The organism is Streptomyces sp. NPDC050416 (genome assembly GCF_044458845.1).
GTDB lineage: Bacteria > Actinomycetota > Actinomycetes > Streptomycetales > Streptomycetaceae > Streptomyces.
On record NZ_JBITII010000005.1, the window covers coordinates 18,066 to 34,869 of the forward strand.

At 71.7% G+C, this 16,804-nt stretch carries 16 protein-coding genes; 9 read left to right on the plus strand and 7 right to left on the minus strand.

Going from position 1 to position 16,804, the window contains the following annotated elements; genetic code table 11:
• The first annotated feature begins 101 nt into the window (after nucleotides 1–101).
• Nucleotides 102–1,097, plus strand: a complete 996-nt coding sequence (locus tag ACIBL4_RS16775) for a phosphotransferase enzyme family protein (protein ID WP_399411540.1) — start codon at nucleotides 102–104, stop codon at nucleotides 1,095–1,097.
• 33 nt (nucleotides 1,098–1,130) lie between these two features.
• Here ACIBL4_RS16775 and tpg read toward each other — a convergent pair whose 3' ends face one another.
• The 4 genes from tpg to ACIBL4_RS16795 form a co-directional block, all read right to left on the minus strand.
• Nucleotides 1,131–1,685, minus strand: coding sequence for a telomere-protecting terminal protein Tpg (gene tpg / locus ACIBL4_RS16780; protein WP_399410637.1), 555 nt, complete (start codon nucleotides 1,683–1,685; stop codon nucleotides 1,131–1,133).
• A gap of 12 nt (nucleotides 1,686–1,697) precedes the next feature.
• A complete protein-coding gene (gene tap, locus ACIBL4_RS16785) occupies nucleotides 1,698–3,953 on the minus strand; it encodes a telomere-associated protein Tap (protein WP_399410638.1) in 2,256 nt (751 codons plus the stop codon).
• 98 nt (nucleotides 3,954–4,051) lie between these two features.
• Complete coding sequence (locus ACIBL4_RS16790) at nucleotides 4,052–4,594, minus strand: AAA family ATPase (RefSeq protein ID WP_399410640.1); 543 nt, start codon at nucleotides 4,592–4,594, stop codon at nucleotides 4,052–4,054.
• A gap of 1 nt (nucleotide 4,595) precedes the next feature.
• Nucleotides 4,596–5,198, minus strand: coding sequence for a DUF998 domain-containing protein (locus ACIBL4_RS16795; protein ID WP_399410642.1), 603 nt, complete (start codon nucleotides 5,196–5,198; stop codon nucleotides 4,596–4,598).
• Nucleotides 5,199–5,347: 149 nt separating this feature from the next.
• Here ACIBL4_RS16795 and ACIBL4_RS16800 point away from each other — a divergent pair, with 149 nt between their 5' ends.
• The 6 genes from ACIBL4_RS16800 to ACIBL4_RS16825 all read left to right on the plus strand — a co-directional run bounded on the left by ACIBL4_RS16800 (nucleotide 5,348) and on the right by ACIBL4_RS16825 (nucleotide 10,348).
• Nucleotides 5,348–6,346, plus strand: a complete 999-nt coding sequence (locus ACIBL4_RS16800) for an anion permease (protein WP_399410644.1) — start codon at nucleotides 5,348–5,350, stop codon at nucleotides 6,344–6,346.
• Nucleotides 6,347–6,467: 121 nt separating this feature from the next.
• Nucleotides 6,468–6,983 (plus strand): hypothetical protein, encoded by a 516-nt coding sequence (locus ACIBL4_RS16805; protein ID WP_399411542.1) that lies wholly within the window; start codon nucleotides 6,468–6,470, stop codon nucleotides 6,981–6,983.
• 27 nt (nucleotides 6,984–7,010) lie between these two features.
• Complete coding sequence (locus ACIBL4_RS16810; RefSeq protein WP_399410646.1) at nucleotides 7,011–7,841, plus strand: DUF817 domain-containing protein; 831 nt, start codon at nucleotides 7,011–7,013, stop codon at nucleotides 7,839–7,841.
• Between the two features lie 56 nt (nucleotides 7,842–7,897).
• Nucleotides 7,898–8,728 (plus strand): PP2C family protein-serine/threonine phosphatase, encoded by an 831-nt coding sequence (locus ACIBL4_RS16815; RefSeq protein ID WP_399410648.1) that lies wholly within the window; start codon nucleotides 7,898–7,900, stop codon nucleotides 8,726–8,728.
• 51 nt (nucleotides 8,729–8,779) lie between these two features.
• Nucleotides 8,780–9,790 (plus strand): MASE1 domain-containing protein, encoded by a 1,011-nt coding sequence (locus tag ACIBL4_RS16820; protein WP_399410650.1) that lies wholly within the window; start codon nucleotides 8,780–8,782, stop codon nucleotides 9,788–9,790.
• A gap of 57 nt (nucleotides 9,791–9,847) precedes the next feature.
• On the plus strand, nucleotides 9,848–10,348 hold the full coding sequence (locus ACIBL4_RS16825; protein ID WP_399410652.1) for a molybdenum cofactor biosysynthesis protein: 501 nt from the start codon (nucleotides 9,848–9,850) through the stop codon (nucleotides 10,346–10,348).
• Between the two features lie 24 nt (nucleotides 10,349–10,372).
• Here ACIBL4_RS16825 and ACIBL4_RS16830 read toward each other — a convergent pair whose 3' ends face one another.
• From ACIBL4_RS16830 to ACIBL4_RS16840, 3 genes are all read right to left on the minus strand, one after another.
• Nucleotides 10,373–11,035, minus strand: coding sequence for a YceI family protein (locus tag ACIBL4_RS16830; RefSeq protein ID WP_399410654.1), 663 nt, complete (start codon nucleotides 11,033–11,035; stop codon nucleotides 10,373–10,375).
• 161 nt (nucleotides 11,036–11,196) lie between these two features.
• The gene (locus ACIBL4_RS16835) at nucleotides 11,197–12,033 is read right to left on the minus strand and encodes a transferase (RefSeq protein WP_399410656.1); all 837 of its coding nucleotides are present in this window, start codon (nucleotides 12,031–12,033) and stop codon (nucleotides 11,197–11,199) included.
• Complete coding sequence (locus ACIBL4_RS16840) at nucleotides 12,030–13,298, minus strand: glycosyltransferase family 4 protein (RefSeq protein WP_399410658.1); 1,269 nt, start codon at nucleotides 13,296–13,298, stop codon at nucleotides 12,030–12,032. Before ACIBL4_RS16840 ends, ACIBL4_RS16835 begins: the two co-directional genes overlap by 4 nt.
• A 218-nt stretch (nucleotides 13,299–13,516) precedes the next feature.
• Between ACIBL4_RS16840 and ACIBL4_RS16845 the strand changes: the two genes are divergently transcribed.
• Complete coding sequence (locus ACIBL4_RS16845; protein ID WP_399410660.1) at nucleotides 13,517–15,244, plus strand: VanW family protein; 1,728 nt, start codon at nucleotides 13,517–13,519, stop codon at nucleotides 15,242–15,244.
• Nucleotides 15,245–15,371: 127 nt separating this feature from the next.
• Nucleotides 15,372–16,787 carry a Tat pathway signal sequence domain protein gene (locus ACIBL4_RS16850; protein WP_399410662.1) on the plus strand — a complete coding sequence of 472 codons (1,416 nt, stop codon included), beginning with the start codon at nucleotides 15,372–15,374 and terminating at the stop codon, nucleotides 16,785–16,787.
• Nucleotides 16,788–16,804: the final 17 nt, after the last annotated feature.

Below are 16,804 nucleotides of genomic sequence, written 5' to 3' on the forward strand. Positions count from 1 at the left end.
CTGCGTCGCGCGAACAATGCTGTGTTACACCTCGGACTTCGGCCGACCGAAGGTAATCGGCTTGTGGCTGCCGACCGCGTGATCAAAACTGACTCGCGATGATGCCTTTGACTGAGATCGATCGTCTGAAGCAGACCGTCTCCGAAGCATGGGAGAGCCCGATCGCCGACCAGGTCGCCGCCCGGTGGGGTTACGCGGCCGGCAGGGCCAAGTGGTGGCGTTCCAGTGCCTCCCACGTATTCGTGCTTCCGGAGGACGGCCGGCGGCGTTATCTGCGGTTCGTGCCCGACTCGTATCGCGGCCCGAAGTCCCTGGCCGTGGTGGCCGAGCTGATGGCACGGCTCAGCGACGGCGGCTCGGCGGTGGTGCGGCCGGTCGCCGCCGAGTCCGGGGCCCTGACCACGACCGTGGCGACCGGTCTCGGTGCCGTGCACGCCATGGTGGTCGAACCGGCGCCCGGCGCGGACGTCGACGTCAGCGAACTCACCGCAGCACAAGCACGGCAGTGGGGGCAGGCGCTCGCCCGTCTGCATCGCGATGCCGCCGGACTCGACACCGGGCTGCCCGAGGCCTTCGGCGAACTTCCCTCCGTCGGCACACTGTTCGCCGATGACGACGAGTTGGTCGAGGCGACGGCGCGGCTCGCCGACGTGATGAGCGAGTTACCGCGTCGACAGGACCGCTGGGGTGTGGTGCACGGTGACTTCGAGCTGGACAACATGGCCTGGGAAGAGGGCGGGCCGGTCGCCTACGACTTCGACGAGGCCGCCCTCTCCTGGTACGCCGCCGACATCGCCTACGCCGTGCGCGACCTGACCGACCACACCGGCCGGCCCGCGTCCGTGCACCGAGCGCGGTTCGACGCCTTCGTCGACGGCTACCGCGGCGTGCGCCCGTTCGACGACGAGGACGTGGGGCGCCTGCCGCTGTTCGCCGGCCTGCATGCCGCGGCTTCTCTCGTGCGCATCACCCGCGCGCTGGGCGAACCCGCCCGGCGGCAACCGCAATGGCTGGGCGAGCTGCGCGACGATCTGACCGGCATGGCCCGCGCACACCGGCAACTCGTCATCGACATCGGCCGGACCGTGGGCGGGTGATCCGCTAGGAGACGTCGACGACTGCTGCCCCCGTCAGAGGTCGAACTCGAGGTGCTCCACGTCGGTGAACTCAACTTCGAGGCCGTGGGCGCGGCGGCCGTTGTCGCGGAAGTACACCTCTCCCAGTGCCTCGGCCGCGATGTCGCGCAGTTGCTGTTCCGTGCCGCCGGCTTCCTTCGTCTCGAAGAGGCGGGCGGCGTACTGCGGGGGCAGGGCGACGGTGAGGTGACGCAGCCGGGCGTCGTCGGTGGAGCCGGGGGCGGCCGTGTAGCCGAACCGGGCGCGGGTGTCGATGACGATGCCGCCGGTGGTGGCCGCCGTCTGTTTGGCCCTGGCCCGGATCTGGGGCTGCCACCGCGCTGTGACCTCGCGCTCCATGCGCCGCGCGAGGTCGGCACGGGGCCTTTTGATCTGGTCCTTCACATACCGTTCGACGGTGCGCTGGGTGATGCCGAGCAACTCGGCCACCGGCCTGGTGCCCTTGAGCTGTCGGACCAGGTAGCGCATCTGCGCGCCCGCGCTCTTGGGGATCGGGCGCGTGAACGCCCTCCGCAGCGCGGCGTCGAGGCCGTCCCCGACCGTGTCCATCGGCCCGCTCCCCTACTCTCCGTTGTCCTTGGCTGTGACCTCACCGGTCTTGATGTAGCGGGCGAGGTTGAGGACCTGGCCGTACTGCTCACGCACCGCTTCGGCCCACAGGGTGGTCTGGGTGCCCTCGTGCTTGACCATTCCCGGTGACACCCCGAGCCGGAAGCTGCCCGGCACCGTCTTGTCGTCGGCGTCGTAGGGCAGGACGTGGAGCGGGCCGGGACCGTCGGCGGCGTAGACGGCGCAGTCCGACAGGACCGCCACCGGATACCGGCCGGTCGCCGCCGCCAGGTTGAGCATCTTGCGGTGCATGTTGATCCGGGCCCGGGAGATGACGGTGGCGCGGATGTCGGGCCGCCACGTCGGGCGGGAGAGAGCCGGCCAGGGCTGCCCGGGCTTCCAGCCGCCGCCACGCGCCCGTTCGCGCAGCTTGCCGATGCCGCCCTTCACCGTGGACTTGACCGCGTCCAGGACGATCGCCATCTCCGGATCGCGCTGCTTGCAGCCGTCCATGGCCTCCAGGAACTCCCGGGTGCGCAGCTTCTCGCCCACGCCCAGGTCGGCCATGGTGTCGACGTACGCGTCACGCAGCCGTTTGTACCAGCCGTCCAGGAACCTGCCCTTGTCCTCCCGTACCCAGGCCTCGGTCGGGGCGACGTCGTAGCCGAGTTCCACCGCGTACGCCACCGTCGGGGTCGCGTACCAGGCAGGGCCCTGCGGGCGCTCGCCGGTCGGCGTGAACGGGCTGGGCAGCAACGCGCTCTCGAGCCGGCGCCACTGCTTGCCGACCTGGACCCGGGAGAGGTCGACGTGGGAGAGGTCGACCAGCCAGGACCCGGGCAGCGTCGGGTCGAAGACGGGGTCGGTGAGGTGCACGGGCGGCGTCGCCAGGCCGACGACGGCACCGTTGGCCGCGGCGCCGAAGGCGAGGTTGACGTCGATGCCGACCAGGTACCGCTGCATGCACTCGGCGTCGGTGAGGTCACGCGCCCAGTCGTACGCCTCCTCGAACAGCATCTCGTCCGGGCCCCGCTGGTGGAAGCGGGGCAGGCCGGCGAGCAGCGGATGCCCGTCCGGGGCCTCGCACGGGGCGCAGTCCATCGGGTGCTCGCCCAGTGAACCGGGCCGGTGCTCCTTGTGCCGCTTCCCGGTCTCGTCCGCCTCGCTCGCCCGGGTCGGCGGGTTGAGGGCGGTCATCAGTTCCAGGCCGGTGACGGCGGTCGAGCCGCACGGTGTCATCACGCGGGCCGCGTAGGTGCCGAGCACGCGGGCGAGTTCCGCCGGTTCGAGCTGCGCGGCGTGGCCCCAGGTGCGGGCATCCAGCGCACCCCACGACGGGATGCACAGCTGCACGCACTGGCGCCGGCGGCCCTGGGCGGGGCGGTAGACCCGCGCCCACGGCCCGAACCCTCGCTTGGTCAACTGCCAGTCGGCCCGGTCGAGTTGCTTGAGGACCTTGTGGCCGTCCGGGAGGCGTCCGGTGAGCCGCTCGGCGTCCGACAGCGCCACCGGGAGCCCGTACCGCTCGCACGCGCGCTCGGTGAGCACGAGCAGGGGATCGGCGTCCCTGCCGGAGCCGTGCAGCCTCGCCGCTCCGAGCTGAGCCTCCTTCAGCGCCCACTCCACCAGTGCGGGAAGCGACTTGGCGGGGACGTCGAGGACGAGGCCGCCGATGCCGTACCCGGTCACCCGGGAGCCGTCGTCCACGTCGATGACGAGCAGCGGGCCGTTGGCGAACCGCTGGTCGGTGTCGGCCGCCGGGGTGTGCGCCGGGGCCGCCTTCTTGGTGCCGGGGCGGCGCGACGTCGGTGACGGCCTGGTCGTGGCGGCCGCCGGACGCGGCACGGCGGCAGGGCGGGCGGGGCGGGGTGCGGCGTTCCCGGGGGGATCCTCCGGGGCCGGGCCTGCGGATCCTGCGCGGGGCGGGGGTGGTTCGGTGGGTGATTCGGGTGCGGACGGCGCCGGTGCGGCGGGGGCGGCCGGCGTCTCCGGAACGGACGTGTCCTTCGGGTGCGTCGCGACGTCGGGGGCGGGGTAGAGCTGGGCGAGCTGCTTCAGCATGCGGGCGTAGGCGTCGCGCTCCGGCGGGCGCGGCTCGGTCTTGCCGGCCTCCCAGCCGCTGACCGTCGCACGCCGCACTTGCAGCGCGGCGGCCACCTCGTCCAGCGTCAGGCCGTGGGCCTGGCGCAGCCGCTTGCGTTCCGCCGGGGGCGGCAGCGGGGAGCGGGACGCGACCAGCGCGTCGACCGCGTCGAACAGCTCCGACATCGGGTACCTCCTGCTCCGCCACCCTAGCGTGGAGCGTCGGTTTCGCGTACCAAGCACGTACGTACGGCGTTCCTCTGGTCGGTCGTCTCGCGACTGCGTCACGTCCCGGCCGCGCGCCGGTCGGGTCGAGTGTGCTGCCGACGCGCTCGACGGTGGCCGCGCAGGGAGCTGTCGGCGCCGATGACCGTCTCGACTCCGCCGGGCAGCAGATCCAGCGGCCGGTACCAGTCGCGCAGTCGGGTCTCGTCCACCTCATTGGCGATGGGCTTGGTGGCATGCCGGGCAAGGGTCTCGTCGAGCGGTACGTCCAGGTGGTAGTGGCGGGTCGGACCGCGGTGGTCGGCGCTCAGCCGGCCGAGCATGTCGCCGTAGCGGTCGGCGGAGAGGATGCCTTCGACGACGACATGGAACCCGGCGTCCAGGGCGTAGCGGGCCACGGTGTCGATCAGGCCGATGTTCGCGGCCCCGGGCAGGTCGTGTTCGTGCAGCACGGTGCGGCGGAGGTTGTCCTGGGCGACCAGGGCCAGGCCACGGCCGGACTTCTCGCGCAGGCCGGCCGCGACGGACGACTTGCCGGAGGCGCTGTTGCCGCGCAGGACGATCAGCCGGGTTTCCTCGCTGCCCACCTTCACGCCGGTCACCCTACCGACGGTCGACGGCCCCGCGTGCGGAGTGGCGCAGGCAGGAGAGGGCCACCACGAACGGCCAGACGGACTGGAGGGTGGTGACCGCGCGTTCGGCGACTCCGGCGACGCCGTGGAGTTGGGTCTCGAGCAGGAACCATGCCGCGCCCATCGCCATCACCGCGGTGGCCCCGACGGACGGTAAGGGCCGCAGGGCCCATGGGACGCCGTCCCCGGTCCGGACGGCCAGGACGGGCCATGCCGCCAGGACGGCGAAGCCGACGACGGCGACCGAGCCGTGGCCCAGGGAACCGCCGCTGCTCGGCGCCGGGACCATGGCCACCGCCAGGGCGGACACTCCCCCGGCCGCCAGGGCAAGCCGGCCGGGGGTCGCGGCCGGGCGCAGTCCCCAGGCGGTGAGCAGGTGGCAGACGCCCAGTGTGACGAACGCGCCCGTCATCACCCAGTAGCCCGAGCCTCCCGGAGCCGCCAGGACGCTGATGGTCTGAGCGGCCGGGTCGTAGGAGGGTCCTTGCAGTGCCGCCGCCACCATCCAGCCGATGATCAGCGCGGCGGGGGCGCACGCCGACGACAGCAGAACCCATTTCGGAACAGATCGCACCAGGACACCGTAAAACGGATCACCCTCCCTCCTTGTCCCACTACTGCCGCTCCGGGCGGGTCCATCCGGGGTTTTCGCGGCACGATGGGCCCGTGCGCCGACGGCGCCCGTGGCGGTCCGGTGCTCTGCCCGCGGAAAGGTGATCGGTCATGGAGCTCACCCTGGTGGTGCTGATCATCATCGTGGGGCTGACCTTCGACTTCACCAACGGCTTCCACGACGCGGCCAACGCGATCGCCACCTCCATCTCCACCAGGGCCCTGACGCCGCGCGTGGCGCTGGCCATGGCCGCGGTGATGAACTTCATCGGCGCCTTCCTGGGGACCGAGGTCGCCCAGACGGTCGGCAGCGGGATCATCGGCGCGCCCGAGGGCGAATCGGGTCTGCTGCTGGTCCTGTGCGCGCTCCTCGGGGCCATCGGCTGGAACGTGTTCACCTGGTGGCGGGGGCTGCCGACGTCGTCCTCGCACGCGCTGATCGGCGGGCTGGTCGGTGCCGCGCTCGCCGCTTCGGCCACCGTGCACTGGTCCGGGATCGTGGACAAGGTCGTCCTGCCGATGCTGCTCTCCCCGCTGGTCGGTGTGACCCTCGGCTATCTGCTGCACGTGGCCATCCTGTGGACGTTCCGCCGTTCGACGCCCCGTCGGACCACGCACCGCTTCCGTATGGCACAGACCGTCTCCGCCGCCGCGATGGGGCTGGGGCACGGGTTGCAGGACGCGCAGAAGACCATGGGCGTCATCGTGCTCGCCCTGGTCACGGCGGGCCGGCAGGACGACTTCTCCGTTCCGGTGTGGGTGATCGCCGCCGTGGCGGCCGCCATGGCGGCCGGCACCTACACCGGCGGGCGTCGCATCATCACCACGCTCGGCCGGCGCATCGTGCACCTGGATCCGCCGCGCGGGTTCGCCGCCGAGACCGCCGCCGCGACCGTCCTCTACATCACCGCGTTCCTGGTGAAGGCGCCGATCTCCACCACTCAGACGATCACCGCGGCCATTCTGGGTGCCGGTGCCACCCGGCGTGCCTCGGACGTACGCTGGCAAGTGGCCCGCTCCATCGTCACGGCCTGGGTGCTCACGTTCTTCGGCGCCGGGATTCCCGCCGCCGCGCTGTACCTCCTTCTGCACGCCGTCACCGGTCTGTGATGCCCGTCCGGAGGCCCGCATGATCGCCTTTCCCCCGCCCCGGCAGTACCCTGACGTACCGGACGGCCTTCCTGCGCCCGGGCGTTTCGCGCATCTGGATCCCGGCGACGGTGCCTGCTTGATGGAGAGCGCCGCGTTGCTGGCCGGCGACGGGTTCACCGACAGCCCCGCCTGTACGCATCCGGCGCTCGCGGCCCTGGCCCGCGTGGTCAACGACAGCGTCGGTGACGCCACCCGGCACGCCCTGTGGTCACTGGCCGCCGAGCTCGCCGACGCCCGCCCCCTGGACAGGGCGTACACGTCGCTGCTCGTCGGCTCGGTCGTGGACGCGGCGCGCGTACTGCACCCCGCCTCCCGGCGTCTGGCCCGGCACGGCCGTGCCTGCCGCCGGCGGAGCGAGAAGCCGGCCCAGGCCCTTGAGGGCGGGCTGCCGGGCCGTGCCGCCGATCTGTTGTGGTGGCGTGGCCCGGGGCGGCGGTACCTGGAACACGCACTGCGAGTGCTGTGCGCCGCACCTGACGCGGATCAGCGCCTTGCCGGGCTGCTGCGGAGGGCCGTGGCGGAAGCCCGGGATCGCGCGGCCGGGGACGGCGTGACGCGGGACGGGGAGGGTCGCGAGGGTCGCTGCAACCGGTAGGCGCGCGGGCCCGTCCTAAAGGGCACCATGATCCTTCCACGCTTCACCGACCCCTGGGCCGCGCCGGTCCGGCACTTGCTCGACTTCGCCTGGACGCAGACCCGGGCGTGCGCGTTCGCCATCGCGCTGCTGTCCGGCGTGGCCGTGTCCGCGCTGCTGCCCGGCCTGCCCATCGCGCGCTACGACCTGCTGGTGGTCTACGGCGTGCTGCTCACGCTGGTGTTCTGGCTGCGTGGCTGGGAGAACGGGCGGGACGTCGCCGTCATCACGGTCTGTCATGTCATCGGCCTGGCCTTCGAGCTGGTGAAGGTGTCGCTCGGTTCGTGGAGCTATCCGGAGCCGGGCGTGCTGAAGTTCGCCGGCGTTCCGCTGTACGGCGGGTTTCTGTACGCGGCCGTCGGCAGTTACGTGTGCCGGGCCTGGCAGCTGTTCGATCTCGGGCTCGTGCGCTACCGCCCGCGGGCGACGGCGGTGGTGGCCGCGGCCATCTACGTCAACTTCTTCAGCCATCACTGGCTGCCCGACGTCCGCTGGGTGCTGGCGGGACTGCTGCTGGCCGTCACGGCGGGGACGTCGGTGTGTTTCACGGTGCGGGGTGTGCGCCGGCGGATGCCGCTGGCGCTGTCTTTCGCCCTGATCGGGTTCTTCCTGTGGGTGGCGGAGAACCTCGCCACCCTCGTCGGTGCCTGGCGCTACCCGTACCAGGAGCACGGCTGGGAGCCGGTGGGGGTGCAGAAGTTCGGCGCCTGGGCGTTGCTGATCAGCGTCACCTTCGTCCTGGCGGCGGTCGGGCGGGCGCGGGGAGCGCGAGTCGCCGACGGTGCTCCGCCCACATATCATCCTATGGACGAAAATTAGGTGATTTCCCTTTCGAGGATCATCACCGACCGTGACCATCCTCGCCGGAGTGATCAATGGCCCGCACCGGCACGACGGACGACGGCGACGAGTTGCTGACCAGGCTCGGGGCGCTCACGGCTCAGGCGCGTGCGCAGGCCGAGATGCAGCGGTCCCGGGTCGAGCTGGCCATCGCGCTGCAGCGCGGCATGCTCCCGCGCGACCTGCCCGTCGCCCGCCGGCTGCACCTCGCCGTGCGGTACGCGCCCGCGTGCCAGGGGCTCAACGTGGGCGGCGACTGGTACGACGCCTTCACCCTGGGCGACGGCCGGATCGGTCTGTCCATCGGTGACGTCCAGGGCCACAACATCGAAGCCGCCGCCTTCATGGGACAGGTGCGGGCCGGACTGCGGGCCCTGGCCTCCGTCACCAGCGAGCCGGGCGAGGTCCTGGCCCGGACCAACGAACTGCTGCTGTCGCTGGGCTCCGACCTGTTCGCCACCTGCACGTTCATGCGGCTCGACCCGTGTGCCGGAGTGCTGGAGAGCGCACGGGCCGGGCACCTGCCCTGCGTCTGGGCCACGGCCGACGGGAAGTCCGGCGTCACCACGGACGAGGGCGGGCCGCCGCTGGGCATCCTGGCGGGGATGTCGTATCCGGTGACGCGGTACGAGCTGACCACGGGGGGTGTGTTCGTGCTGCTCACGGACGGTGTCGTAGAAGGGCCTTCCCTGCCGCTCGAGGAGGGCCTGGAGCAGGTGATGCGGCTCGCGGGCATCGCGGCGGTGGCGGGCATGGACGTGGACGCGCTCGCGGCCGCCCTGATCAAGGGCGCGGAGCGGGTGGGGCACGACGACGACGCCGCCGTGCTGGTCGTCGGCCTCGACGGACCGGAGGCTCAGCCATAGGGCCGCAGGGCCCCCGCTCTCACCTCGCCGTCGCGGCGGCCTCGGTGTCTCATGGCTGCTGTGGTGGGTAGCCGGGATCTGCGTACGCCGGCCGTCGTCGCTCTGCAGACGCTGGCCGTCGCCGCCTGCTACTACGTCTCGGGGCAGCTCGGCCTGATGCGGGAACTGGTCGTCGAGGGCTCGGTCGTCACCCCGATCTGGCCGCCGACCGGCGTCTCGGTCACGTTCCTGCTGATCTTCGGGCTGCGCTGCTGGCCGGGGATCGCCCTGGGCGCCTTCTTCGTGATCCTGTCCCTCACGTCCCTGAGCCCGTCGACGTTCGGTGTCCTGGCGGGCAACACGGCGGCACCCGTCGTGGGGTACCTGCTGCTGCGCCGGGCTGGTTTCCGTACCGATCTGGCGCGGCTGCGCGACGGTCTCGCCCTGGTGTTCCTGGGCGCGTTCACCGCCATGCTGATCAGTTCGACCGTGGGCGCCGGTCTCCTGCTCGTCACGGGCAAGCTCGACTGGGCGAGCTTCTGGGCCGTGTGGCTGGCGTGGTGGGTCGGGGACGCGATGGGCGTGCTGATCGTCACCCCGGTGCTGCTCCTGCTGTCCCGCGTCCGTCCGCCGCTGCGTCTGTCGCGCTGGAAGGAAGTCACGGGCCTGGCGCTGATCGTCTGCTGTGTCGTGCCGCTGGCCGCGCACAGCCCGGTCAGTCTGCTCTTTCTCATCTATCCCCTGCTGATCTGGGCGGCTCTGCGGTTCCAGCTGGCCGGCAGCATGCTGTGCGCCCTCTTCGCGTCGGTCATGACCACGGTGGCGGCGACCGACCGGGCCGGGCCGTTCGAGCGGCTGACCCGGGTGGAGGTGATGATCAAGCTCCAGGCGTTCAACGGGGCGATGGCCCTGACGGCCCTGATCCTGTCGGCCGTGATCACCGAGCAGATCCACACCCGGCGTTCGGTGGAGCGCGCGTGCCAGGAACTGGTGGAGGTGCTGGAGCACCTCACCGCGGGCGAGTCGGCGGACGGCCGGGCCCCTCTGGAAGACGGTGGGGTCGGGCGGAGGCAGGGCGAGTGACCGCACGCTTCCCGTGGACCCGCCGGGTGGGGCCGACCGCGGCTTAGGGTTGACGCCATGACCGAGGTGGAGGTGCTGCAACTGCTGGTGTCGCCCGCGCACCGGCTGGCCGGACGGCCGTCGGACGGCCTCTCCCCCGGCCCGTCCGACGAGCGCGTCCCCCGTGTGGAGGTGCGCCGGGGACTTGGGCTGGTCGGAGACCGTTACTACGCCCGGCCGGCGCACCGGAACGCGGCGGTGACCTTCATGGCCGCGGAGAACCTCCCGGCGGACGCCGACCTGAGGCACACCCGCCGCAACGTCCTGCTCCGCGGCGTCGACATCGACTCCTGTGTCGGATCGACGATCGCCCTCGACTGCGGCACCGGGCCGGTGCTGTTCGCCGTGAACCGGCCGGCCCGGCCGTGCGCCTGGATGGACGTGACCATCGGCCCCGGCGCCCAGCGCGCCCTGCGCGGGCGGGGCGGTGTGCGGTGCACGCCGCTGAGCGACGGGGTGATCACGGTGGGCCCGGCGACGTTCCGCGTCGTGGCCGGGCCCGTTGACACCGGGATCTGAGACCTGCGGCCGGGTCCGGCGCGGTCATCCGCCCGCCGGGGGCGTGCGGATGGCGGCGATGTCGAGTTGCAGACGCACCTTCTCGCTCACCATCGCGCCTCCCTCGGCCAGCCTGCTGTTGTACGTCAGCCCCCAGTCGGAGCGGTTGATGGTGGTGGTGCCGTCGAATCCGACCCTTTCGTAGCCGAAGGGGTCGGTGACGTGTCCGATATAGGTCATCTCCAGGACGACCGGCCGCGATATGCCCTTGATGGTGAGCTCGCCTGACATGTGAAAGAGGTCGGCGCCCATCTGTTCCACCGCTGTGCTGGTGAAGCGCATCCGCGGATACGTCGCGGCATCCAGGAAATCCCGGCCGATCAGGTGGGCGTCGCGCTGTTCCACCCCGGTGTCGACGCTGGCGGTGAACAGCGTGAGGTCGGCCCGCGATCGGGCGGGGTTGCGCGCGTCGAAGTAGAGGAGGCTTTCGTACTCCAGGAAGCAACCGCGCACGGTGGTCACCATGGCATGCCGGACGGAGAAGCCGATCCTGCTGTGAGCAGGGTCGACGACCCATTCACCGGTGAGATTCGCCAGGTCGGGGTCGGGCAGGACCGCGGTGGGGGAAGCCGGTGCGCCGGCGGGACGCTGTGGGGGGACTGGCGGCGCCTGCCGGCGGGACGGCACGACGCGGTTGAACAGGTTCATGATTCATCTAGGTACTTGAGTTTGCTTATCGCCGCAAGTCCCCTTGGCGTTTACGGCGGTTGCGGAGGAGCGCCTGACCTTTTTGCCGCCGCTTCGCACAGAATCCACACATGCCTGTCGCGAGGTGCCGACGAAATAACCATCCGGAAGTCCCGGAATTTTCATTTCGGGCATTTCGGCGATTCGGCCGGTGTCACCTCGATCGCGAGGTCGTTGTCGACGGTGAAGTAGGGGCGTGAGGACGCTCCGCCCGCCGTGAGCGCCGGGTAGACGAAGACGTGTTTGCGGTCCGCCACGTCGTCGAGGAGCCGGCCGATCCTGACCGGCGGCGCGTCGGCGGCGGGCCGGACGAAGGCGTCCCAGATCCGGCCCGGGGCTTCGTCGCCCCCCGTCAGATCCTCCTGGCCGGCGGTGAAGGAGAAACCCCTGCCGTCGTCGTCGATCCGGGGGCGCAGCTCCCGTACGGTGCCGGTCCCCCGCAGGCGCAGCCGTACCGTGGCGTCCTCGTGGAGTTCGGCGCCGTGCAGGCGGGCCTCGACCGTCACGTCCTGCTGCGTGACGTCGATGGTGCGGGCCTCCGCGTGGGCGGTGCGCCGCCATGTCCTGAGCGCGAGGAAGCCGTCCTTCGTGACGTACGGGATCCTGACGGCGACCGGTGACGGCCGGTCGCGCAGGTGGCCGTCGACGAGGGCGCGCAGGTCTCTGAGGCCGGGGCGCAGCCGCTGCCGTTCGGCTTCCGGTTCCGGCAGCAGGTACAGGTCCCAGCGGCCCTCGTCCAGGGCGGGGTGCGGTTCCAGTACGGCGTGCAGGTCGCCGTCGGCCCGGCCGGGCTCCAGGTCGAGGACGTGGAGCGTCGTCTCGGGGCTGCCCTTCTTGGGGCGCAGCCGCAGGAGCAGCTGGGGGTGGGAGGCCGGGGCCTGCGGGAGGCGGAAGGTGATGCGGCCGTCCGTGTCGATCGCGCAGTGGGTGCGCAGGTGGGTGTCGAGGTGCGTGGTCATCGGCGTCCCTTGCGTATCGCGCGGAGTGCGCCGACGGCCACGGCGTGGGCCGCGTCGCGGGCGGCGTGGCTCCGGCCGATCAGTGCGCTGTTGCTCCGGTGGTTCCGGGGAGTGGAGGTCGGTCGGTCCGCGGTCCGGGCCGTGAGGGCGTCCTCCAGGATGCGTTCGGCCTGGGCGACGACGGGGCCCGGGGCGAAGCGGTGCGCGTTCTCCAGGGCGGTGCGGCCCATGCGGCGGCGCCGTTCGTCGTCGCCGACGAGATCCAGCAGGGCCGAGGCGAGGGCGTCGGCGTCGCCGACCGGCACCAGCCGGCCGTCGGCTCCGTCCTGGATGATCTCGCCGGGGCCGTAGGGGCAGTCGGTGCTGACGACGGGCAGTCCGCAGCGCATCGCCTCGACGATGGTCATGCCGAACGGCTCGAAGTCGGAGGCGGCCGCGCCGATCGAGCCCTTGGCCCACTCGGCCTCCATGGGAGTGGCGGCCCCCATCAGGAACACGTTGTTCCACAGGCGGAGCCGCTCGATGAGTTCCCGCAGCCTGGGCTGTTCCTCGCCCTTGCCGTAGATACGCAGCTGCCAGTCCGGGAAGGCCGCGGCGACCTGGGCGAACGCCTCGATGAGCAGGTCGTAGCGCTTCACCGGAACCAGCCGGCCCGCGGCGATGACGACCTTGGCCGTGCCGTCGGCGGGAGGCAGCGCGGGGTCGGGGACGCTGTTGGGGAGGGCCTCGACGTGGACGCCCGGCAGCCACATCTTTCGCCGGTAGGCCGCGGCGTCCGCTTCCGTGACGGTGGTGATCACGTCGAGGCGGCGGTAGGCGCGGCGCAGTGCGGTGCGCAGGGCGGGCGGGTGGTTGTCGAGGGTGAGGTGCTCCTGGCCGACGCGCAGGACGCGCTCCGGGGCCTGCCGCGCGATGTGCACGTTGAGGCCGGGACGGGTGCCGATGACGACGTCGGTGTCGATCGCCTCCAGGCACTCGCCGATCCGCTGGTCGGTCAGCTCGCTGTACTGGTGGTGGCGGTACTCGGCGGACGGGAACACCTTCGCCGGTCTCTGGTGCAGCGGATGGTCCGCCTCCTTGCGCAGGTCCACCAGCGCGCGCAGCCGCACCCGGGGATCCAGGACGAGGGTGGGGTGCTCGCGGTGGCGTAAAGCGGAGACGACCTCCACGTCGTGCCGCTCGGCGAGCGCCCCGGCGAGGTTGAACGTGGTGGTGATCGTGCCCCCGATTCCATACGCGTTGTGAATCAGGAAAGAAATCTTCATGTCGGCGTAGACGGCGCCAACCACCGGACAGTTGTTCGCCGTTATCACTCTGTGGCCTGCAGGAATACGGGCACGGACCGGCCGGTTCCGGAGTGATCTCGGACATAAGTGGTCTGGGCCATACCGGTCTGCCGCCCGAATATGCATAGCTTGATGTGTTTGCCCGCAGAAGCGTCGCGTCATCGGGTGCACCGTCGTCATCGATCTCCAGGAGACCCATGCGCCCCCGCATACCCCCCCTCCCGCGCGTCACCTCCCTTCCGCCCCTGGCCCTGGCCGGCGGCGCGCTGGCCGTGGGTGCCGGCGGGCTGTATCTCGCCGGGCTGATGCTGACGGGCGGGGAGATCGACTCCGGTACGACGGTGCGCGGGGTGGAGATCGGGGGCCTGAGCCGCGCGGAGGCGGTACGGAAGCTGGAGCGGCACCTGGACGCGGCCGGGGCACGGGACATCCGCGTGAAGGTCGGTGACCGCATGGGCACGGTCGATCCGCGGCGCGCCGGGCTCTCCTTCGACGCCGAGGAGACCGTCGACCGGGCGGCACGCACCGGCGCCGGGCCGGTCAGCGTGATCGGCGGGTTCTTCCGCTCGGGCGGTGCCGTCGAGCCGGTCGTACGCCTCGACGAGGACAAGGCCCGGGCAGCCCTCGGCCAGGTGGCGAAGGGGCTCGACCAGAAGGTCCGGGACGGTGCCGTGGCCTTCGACGACGGGCGGGTCGAGGTGGTCACACCCCGCACGGGGTACGCACTGGACCTGAACGGCGCGGTCGGCCCGCTGCGCTCCTCCTTCCTGCGGGGCCTGCGGGGCGACACCCGCGCGGTCACACCGCTGCCCGCCCGCGAGACCCGGCCGAAGGTCACGGCCGACGAGGTACGGCGGGCGGTGCGCACGTTCGCCGATCCGGCGATGTCGGCGCCCGTCACACTCACCGCTGGCGGGAAGCGGTTCACGGTCGGGCCGGCCGTCCTGGGCGAGCACCTGGCGATGCGGCCGGACGGCGGCGGAAGACTGAGACCGGAGCTGGACGCCGAGGGGCTGCGCGACGATCCCGCCGTGGCGGGCCCGCTGAAGGACGCCACCACGACCGCCCGGAACGCGAAGCTCCGGCCGGACGGCGGCAAGGCCGTGGTGGCCGAGGACGCCAGGGTGGGCCAGAAGGTCACCGACAAGGCACTGGGCAAGGCGGTGCTGCCGCTGCTCACCAGGTCGGGCGCGGACCGCAGCGGCGAGGTGGCCGTGGACCGGACCCGGCCCGAGGTCACCCGCGAGAACGCCGCCCAGCTGGGGCTGACGGAGACGATGTCCTCGTTCACGGTCCACTTCGAACCGGCGGAGTACCGCACGAAGAACATCGGCCGGGCCGTGGAACTCATCAACGGCTCCCTGGTCAGGCCCGACGAGACGTGGAGCTTCAACCGGACCGTCGGCGAGCGCACCGAGGCCAACGGCTTCGTCGAGGGCATCATCATCCTCGACGACAAGTTCACGAAGGCGTCCGGCGGCGGCGTCTCGTCCGTGGCGACGACCGTCTACAACGCGCTGTTCTTCGCCGGGGTCAAGCCCGTGGAGCACGGCGCGCACTCGTTCTACATCGAGCGTTACCCGGAGGGCCGCGAGGCGACGGTCGCCTGGGGCAGCCTGGATCTGAGGTTCACCAACGACTCCGGCAAGGCGATCTACATCCAGGCCGAGTCCACGGACACGTCCGTGACCGTGTCCTTCCTCGGCACCCGGAAGTACGACGAGATCAAGTCGGTCAAGGGCCCGCGCACCGAGGTGAAGCAGCCCGAGAAGAAGGTGAGCGACGACAAGGAGTGCGTACCGCAGACACCGCTCGAGGGGTTCGACGTCACCGTGGAGCGGGTCTTCTACGACGACGGACGGGAAGTGAAGCGGGAGCCGTTCCGTACGCACTACACGCCGCGTGACGAGATCGTCTGCGAGTGATCCACCCGGCGGTCGCCTTCCCGTTTCCCTTCTTCTGGAAATCTCCTTTGCCGCCGGGGCGTTGACCCGCCCTCAGAGCCCCAGCACAATGAGCGCCCAGTGCTGAGAGCGCTCTCAAAGGAGATCCATGACTGGCAGACAAGGCCCGGCGCCGAGCCGGCGTTCGCTCATCGGTGCCGGCCTCGGCATCAGCGCCGCGGGGATCGCCTCGGCAGGCTCCGGGCGGGCCCTGGCGGCGGGTCCGTCCGGCGCCGGGGGTTCGACGGAGGCCGGCCCGCTGTCGGCCCCGGACAGAGGACGCTCCTTTCTCGCCGCCGCCATGGACGCCTACCCCGACCACGGCGGCATCCGCCTGACCCAGAGCTACACCGACCAGGCGGGCCTCTTCAGCACCGCGTTCACCTACGACAACGCCCTGGCGATCCTCGCCCACCTCGCGGCCCGGAGGCCGGAGAGCCTGGCCAGGGCGACGGCGTTGGGCGACGCCCTGCTCTACGCGCAGACGCACGACCCGGCGTACGACGACGGCAGGCTCCGGCAGGCCTACAACGTCGGGCCGTACACCTTCTACGACGGCTCGCTCCAGCCCGACGGCTTCGTCCGGGCGGACGGCACCGCCAACGTCGGTACGCAGTTCGGCTTCACCGGCACGGCCGTGGGCGACATGGCCTGGGCGGGCATCGCGCTGAGCGCCCTCGCCCGCCGTACGGGGGCGCGTCGTTTCCTCGCCGGTGCCGTACGGATCGGCGAGTGGATCGAGCGGACCGGCCGCAGCGCCGAACCGCTCGGCGGCTACAAGTTCGGGGTCGACGGGGCGAATCAACGGCTGCCGTTCACGTCGACCGAGCACAACACCGACCTGGTGTGCCTCTTCGGCCGGCTCGCCCGGCTGACCGGCGAGAGGGTGTGGCTTCAGCGGCGGGCCCGGGCCGAGGCCTTCGTGCGCCGGATGTGGGAGCCGGCCGGGGGCTTCTTCTACACCGGCACCAACGACGGGGTGACCATCAACAAGTCCCCGGTCCCGGAGGACACCCAGACCTGGACCCATCTCGCGTTCGGCTCCCGCAGGGGCGGGTACGCCCGCTCGCTGGACTGGGCCGTGGCGGAGCTGGCCGTCCTGGATCACTCCGGCCGCACGAACAGCACGGTGCCCGCGGGACAGTCGTACGAGGGCGTCACCTTCAGTTCCGCGAGCCTGGTGGCGAACGAGGACGCGCCGATCGCGCAGGGCCAGCCCAGACCCGACCGCAGCGGTGTGTGGTTCGAGGGGACGGCGCATCTCGCGCTCGCCCTGCGGGACCGCGGGAAGCGTGGCGACGAGGCGCGTGCCCGGCGGCTGCTGACGTCGACCGAGCGGGCCCAGGAGCTGCTGGGCGCCGGTCAGACCGTCGGCGGCAAGGCGCTGCCCGAGCGGGCCGGGCTGGTGTCCGCGAGCAGTCCGCTGGACACCGGGTTCGGCTTCGGTTACTACCCGTACCGGCACACGGGCGCGACCGCCTGGTACCTGATGGCCGCGGCGCGCTTCAATCCGCTGCGGGCGTGACGGGCCGGGCCCGGCCC

Coding starts and splice junctions, on each gene's coding strand:
- ACIBL4_RS16775 (WP_399411540.1), top strand. CDS start 102: ATGCCTTTGACTGAGATCGATCGTCTGAAGCAGACCGTCTCCGAAGCA.
- tpg (WP_399410637.1), bottom strand. CDS start 1,685: ATGGACACGGTCGGGGACGGCCTCGACGCCGCGCTGCGGAGGGCGTTC.
- tap (WP_399410638.1), bottom strand. CDS start 3,953: ATGTCGGAGCTGTTCGACGCGGTCGACGCGCTGGTCGCGTCCCGCTCC.
- ACIBL4_RS16800 (WP_399410644.1), top strand. CDS start 5,348: ATGGAGCTCACCCTGGTGGTGCTGATCATCATCGTGGGGCTGACCTTC.
- ACIBL4_RS16805 (WP_399411542.1), top strand. CDS start 6,468: ATGGAGAGCGCCGCGTTGCTGGCCGGCGACGGGTTCACCGACAGCCCC.
- ACIBL4_RS16810 (WP_399410646.1), top strand. CDS start 7,011: ATGATCCTTCCACGCTTCACCGACCCCTGGGCCGCGCCGGTCCGGCAC.
- ACIBL4_RS16815 (WP_399410648.1), top strand. CDS start 7,898: ATGGCCCGCACCGGCACGACGGACGACGGCGACGAGTTGCTGACCAGG.
- ACIBL4_RS16820 (WP_399410650.1), top strand. CDS start 8,780: ATGGCTGCTGTGGTGGGTAGCCGGGATCTGCGTACGCCGGCCGTCGTC.
- ACIBL4_RS16825 (WP_399410652.1), top strand. CDS start 9,848: ATGACCGAGGTGGAGGTGCTGCAACTGCTGGTGTCGCCCGCGCACCGG.
- ACIBL4_RS16830 (WP_399410654.1), bottom strand. CDS start 11,035: ATGAACCTGTTCAACCGCGTCGTGCCGTCCCGCCGGCAGGCGCCGCCA.
- ACIBL4_RS16835 (WP_399410656.1), bottom strand. CDS start 12,033: ATGACCACGCACCTCGACACCCACCTGCGCACCCACTGCGCGATCGAC.
- ACIBL4_RS16840 (WP_399410658.1), bottom strand. CDS start 13,298: ATGAAGATTTCTTTCCTGATTCACAACGCGTATGGAATCGGGGGCACG.
- ACIBL4_RS16845 (WP_399410660.1), top strand. CDS start 13,517: ATGCGCCCCCGCATACCCCCCCTCCCGCGCGTCACCTCCCTTCCGCCC.
- ACIBL4_RS16850 (WP_399410662.1), top strand. CDS start 15,372: ATGACTGGCAGACAAGGCCCGGCGCCGAGCCGGCGTTCGCTCATCGGT.